This is a genomic window from Streptomyces phytophilus (assembly GCF_013870535.1).
Classification (GTDB): Bacteria; Actinomycetota; Actinomycetes; order Streptomycetales; family Streptomycetaceae; genus Streptomyces; species Streptomyces phytophilus.
On sequence record NZ_JACBXC010000580.1, the window covers coordinates 1 to 3,732 of the forward strand.

Below are 3,732 nucleotides of genomic sequence, written 5' to 3' on the forward strand. Positions count from 1 at the left end.
GGAGGCGCTGGCCGCGTCGCTGGCCGGGGCCGGGGCCGGAGCCGGGTTCAAGGGGCTGACGGCCACGTACAGCTTCGGCGACAGCCGGGAGATCGAGCAGGGGCCGATCCACCACTTCCGCGTCGGGGACGGCCGGTTCGGCTACGTCGGCCCGGTGGCGCTCCGCGGCTCCTGACGGGGAGGGCGGACGATGCGGGCGCTGCGCGCGGACGACCCGGAGGAGCTGGGCGGGCACAGGCTGCTCGCCCGGCTCGGCGCGGGCGAGAGCACGGTCGTACGGCGGCTGCTGCCGAACCTCGGCCGGCGGATGGTCGGCGCCTGGTGCTTCGTCGACCACTACGGCCCCGACGACATCGCCGACCAGCCGGGGATGCAGGTGCCGCCGCACCCGCACACCGGGCTGCAGACCGTGAGCTGGCTGCACGAGGGCGAGGTCCTGCACCGGGACAGCCTCGGCAGCCTGCAGACGGTACGGCCGCGGGAGCTGGGGCTGATGACGGCGGGGCGGGCCATCGCCCACTCGGAGGAGTCGCCGCGCGACCACGCGCGGCTGCTCCACGGCGCGCAGTTGTGGGTCGCGCTCCCCGACGCCCACCGCGCCACCGCCCCCGCCTTCGAGCATCACGCCGCGCTGCCGCAGGTGTCCGGCGGCGGGGGCCTGTCGGCGACGGTGGTGCTCGGCGAGCTGGCCGGAGCGGCGTCGCCGGGGACGGCGTACACGCCGATCGTCGGCGCCGACGTCACCCTGGCGGCGGGCACCCGGGCGCGGCTGCCGGTGGAGCCGGACTTCGAGTACGCGGCGCTGACGATGTCCGGCGAGGCGGAGGTCGACGGCCTGCGGCTGGCGCCGGATTCCATGGTGTACCTGGGCTGCGGCCGTACGGAGCTGCCGCTGCGCGCCGACGTGGACAGCTCGCTGATGCTGCTGGGCGGGGAGCCGTTCGCGGAGCGGATCGTGATGTGGTGGAACTTCGTGGGCCGCCACCACGACGAGATCGACCGGGCCCGCGAGGAGTGGATGACCGGCACCCGCTTCGGCGAGGTGCACGGCTACGGCGGTCCCCGGCTGGAGGCACCGCCGCTGCCGCCGACGCCGCTCAAGCCGCGCTGAGACCGGGGGTGTTCACCCGCCGCCGGGCCTGGCGGCACCGGCGGCGGGGCACGTCATGGGCCCCGCTGCCGGGGGAACAACGGGGCCCGAACAGAAGACTACGCGTCAGTAGCGTTCTTGCGAAGCCGGTCGGCTTCCTCAGGTCGCAATCCGGCCACCTGCGGCAATGCCTGTTCAGGCAGCGGGCGGCCGGGAGGCGCCGGGACACGGGCACCGGACCGCACGGCGAACCGGGACCAAGGGGCCTAACCTGCACAAGACCCCCTTCCCGGCACCGACTGCCCGCACCGCGGAGGACCGACAGCCCGTGAGCACCCACGACGACGCGGAAACGCCCCCGCCCGCCCCCGTCGGCCCCGTACCCGGCGGTGAGCCGCGGTCCCGCCCGTACCGCCACCCGGCCGCCGGCTGGGGCGCCGCGCGCAGCGTCGCCGAGGTGCTGCTGGCCCAGCGCTCGCTGGTGGAAGGCGTACGGGCCGTCAAACGGATGAACCACGAGGACGGCGGGTTCGACTGCCCCGGCTGCGCCTGGCCCGACGACATCAAGGGCCTGCACCTCGACATCTGCGAGAACGGCATCAAGCACGTCACCTGGGAGATGACCCCCAAGCGGGTGGGCCGGGAGTTCTTCGCCGCGCACTCGGTGGCCGAGCTGTCCGGGTGGACCGACCACGCCCTGGAGGACCGGGGGCGGCTCACGGAACCCATGGCGTACGACCCGGACACCGACCACTACGTGCCGGTCGGCTGGAACGACGCGTTCGAGACGGTCGGCCGCGCCCTGCGGGAGCTGGACGACCCGGGCCGGGCCGCGTTCTACACCTCCGGCCGGCTCGGCAACGAGGCCACGTTCCTCTACCAGCTCATGGCCCGCGAGCTGGGCACCAACAACCTGCCGGACTGCTCCAACATGTGCCACGAGGCGAGCGGCCGCGCGCTGACCGCGTCGCTGGGCACCGCCAAAGGGACCGTCGACCTCAAGGACTGGGAGGCCGCCGACGCGCTCTTCGTCCTCGGCGTCAACGCCGCCTCCAACGCGCCCCGGATGCTCACCCCGCTCGCCGCCGCGCACCGCCGCGGGGCACGGATCGTGCACGTCAACCCGCTGATCGAGGCCGCCGCGACGCGCACCATCGTGCCGCACGAGCTGCGGGACATGGCCCGGTTCAAGGCCACCCCCACCGGCGACCTCAGCCTCCAGGTGCGCATCGGCGGCGACATGGCCCTGCTGCGCGGCATGGCCAAGGCCGTCCTGGAGCGCTCGGCGACCGACCCGGGAGCGCTGGACCGGGAGTTCATCGACCGCTACACGGCGGGCTTCGAGGAGTACCGCGCCGTGTGCGAGGCCACGCCGTGGGAGGAGATCGAGCGGCAGTCGAGCGTCGGCCGCGCGGACATCCGGCGGGCGGCCCGGATCTACAGCGAGGCCGACCGCAGCATCGTCTGCTGGTGCCTGGGCCTCACGCAGCACGAGCACGGCGTCGACACCGTACGGGAGGTCGTCAACCTGCTGCTCCTGCGCGGCAACCTGGGCCGCGAGGGCGCCGGCCCCTCCCCCGTCCGCGGGCACAGCAACGTCCAGGGCAACCGCACCTGCGGCGTCGACCACCGCCCGGGCGCCGAGTTCCTGGACCGGCTCGCCGAGGTCTGCGGCATCGACCCGCCGCGCGCCGAGGGGCTCGACACCGTCGGCACCGTCGAGGCGATGCACCGCGGCGACGTGCGGGTGTTCGTCGGCATGGGCGGCAACTTCGCCCGTGCGGCGCCGGACACGGCGTACACGTTCGAGGCGCTGCGCGCCTGCGAGCTGACCGTGCACGTCAGCACGAAGCTCAACCGCAGCCACCTGGTGCACGGCCGGCGGGCGCTCATCCTGCCCTGCCTGGGCCGCACCGAGCGGGACCACCGCGCCGGCGGGCTGCAGGGCACGTCCGTCGAGGACTCCATGAGCATGGTCCACCTGTCGGTCGGCATGAAGCGCCCGGCCTCGCCGCACCTGCTCTCCGAACCGGCCATCATCGCGGGCATGGCCCGGGCGGCGCTGCCGGACAGCACCACTCCGTGGGAGTGGTACGCCGAGGACTACGACCGCATCCGCGACACGATGGCCCGGGTCCTCCCGGGCTTCGAGGACTTCAACCGGCGCGTGCGGCTGCCGCTGGGCTTCCGCATCATGCAGCCCGCGCGCGAGCTGGTGTTCCTCACCCCGTCCGGCCGCGCGGAGTTCTCCGCGGCGCCGCTGCCGGACGTGGTGCCTGCGGCCGGGACGCTGTCGCTGGCGACGCTGCGCTCGCACGACCAGTGGAACACCACCGTCTACTCGGCCGACGACCGCTACCGCGGCATCGAGAACCTGCGCACCCTGGTTTTCATGAACCGCGCCGACATGCGCGAACGCGGCATCGGCGACCTCGCCCCGGTGGACATCACGAGCACCGCGCGGGACGGCAGCAAGCGGCGGCTGCGCCGCTATCTGGCCGTGCCGTACGACATCCCCCGCGGCTGCGCCGCCGGCTACATGCCGGAGATGAACGTACTGTGCGCCATCGGCGACCACAGCAGCCAGAGCGACCAGCCGATCATGAAGCACGTACCCGTCACCATCGCCCCCGCGGCAGCGG

Annotated in this window: 2 protein-coding genes; both read left to right on the forward strand. The window is 74.0% G+C overall.

All coding sequences use genetic code 11. The annotated features are described in order from the left end of the window. Positions 1-190 precede the first annotated feature (190 nt). A complete protein-coding gene (locus tag H5J30_RS21625) occupies positions 191-1,111 on the forward strand; it encodes a pirin family protein (protein ID WP_181789045.1) in 921 nt (306 codons plus the stop codon). Between the two features lie 307 nt (positions 1,112-1,418). Next, positions 1,419-3,732: FdhF/YdeP family oxidoreductase (locus tag H5J30_RS21630; protein WP_181789046.1), on the forward strand; the 2,314-nt coding region annotated here is incomplete at its 3' end.

Excerpts from the sequence above, each read along its gene's own strand:
- H5J30_RS21625 (WP_181789045.1), top strand. The coding sequence starts at position 191 with ATGCGGGCGCTGCGCGCGGACGACCCGGAGGAGCTGGGCGGGCACAGG.